The sequence below is a fragment of the Lactobacillus sp. UMNPBX17 genome (assembly GCF_002553735.1).
Classification (GTDB): Bacteria; Bacillota; Bacilli; order Lactobacillales; family Lactobacillaceae; genus Lactobacillus; species Lactobacillus gallinarum.
Map to the genome: position 1 here is coordinate 1 of NZ_PCYT01000158.1, position 905 is coordinate 905.

The window sequence follows — 905 nt, forward strand, 5'->3', positions numbered from 1 at the left end:
AATGGACTTTTTTTAATATTTGAACGAAGTGTTCAATTTGATTTTACAATCCGCCAAAATATTATATTGGAAATAGGGAAAGTTGTTAATGAAAGAGCAGATTATTTTTGAAGATTTTATTCAAGATCGTGAAGTAAGAATGTATGATAAGCATTTTTCTGATATGGATAATAAGGTGGAATACGATGTTTACGTTCAAGTTTTTACGATAGATAACTTACCATTTTCTTCTGTCACAGGTAAGTTGGAAAATATACCTTTTAATTATGATCATGCAAGTACAAAAGAAGTTGTAGTAAATAATGTAATAGGTGATTTTTTTAATCCTGTTACTAAAAAGTATGAGGTGTCGGATCATACCTTTGTCGTGGGACATATCAAGAATAGTAATCTTGATCGAGATGCCGCAATCGAACAAATGCAGCGAGCTGCTATGAACATAATTAATGAGTTGAATAAGCGTCAAATACCTCCTCATATGGTTATGCCACACCTTTTAACAGATGTAGAAAAGGCTAAACGAGTAGTAACAGATGATAATATTAAAATATCACAGTTAAGTAAAGAAACGGGTATTTCTACAGATGATTTAAACAATTACCGTAAAAATCCCGCAACTTTAAAGCAAGCATCAAATTCTACAATTAATTTCTTAATAACTAAATATTATGAAAAATATTTTAATGAAAAACGCCCGAAAATCCCCGTATTTTAATGCGGGGATGGATAGGGCCAAGCTGACCTAGCAGTCAGCTTTTTTATTAAAAAATAGAGACATATGTTCGCTTATCCTGTAAAATATAAATATCTAATCTATGAGTCATGTGGTGATAAGTCAATGTAAATTGTAAATTTTATTTTTAATTAGTTTGTGTTAAAGCCAAAATTTGCGTGCATGAAACTAG

Annotated in this window: 1 protein-coding gene; it reads left to right on the forward strand. The window is 30.6% G+C overall.

Annotated elements, in window-relative coordinates; genetic code table 11:
* The first annotated feature begins 88 nt into the window (after nt 1-88).
* Nucleotides 89-715 (forward strand): XRE family transcriptional regulator, encoded by a 627-nt coding sequence (locus CP368_RS10085; protein ID WP_233185894.1) that lies wholly within the window; start codon nt 89-91, stop codon nt 713-715.
* The last annotated feature ends 190 nt before the right edge of the window (nt 716-905 follow it).

What these genes read in the sequence shown, in the direction of transcription:
- CP368_RS10085 (WP_233185894.1), top strand. Translation starts at nt 89, where the DNA reads ATGAAAGAGCAGATTATTTTTGAAGATTTTATTCAAGATCGTGAAGTA.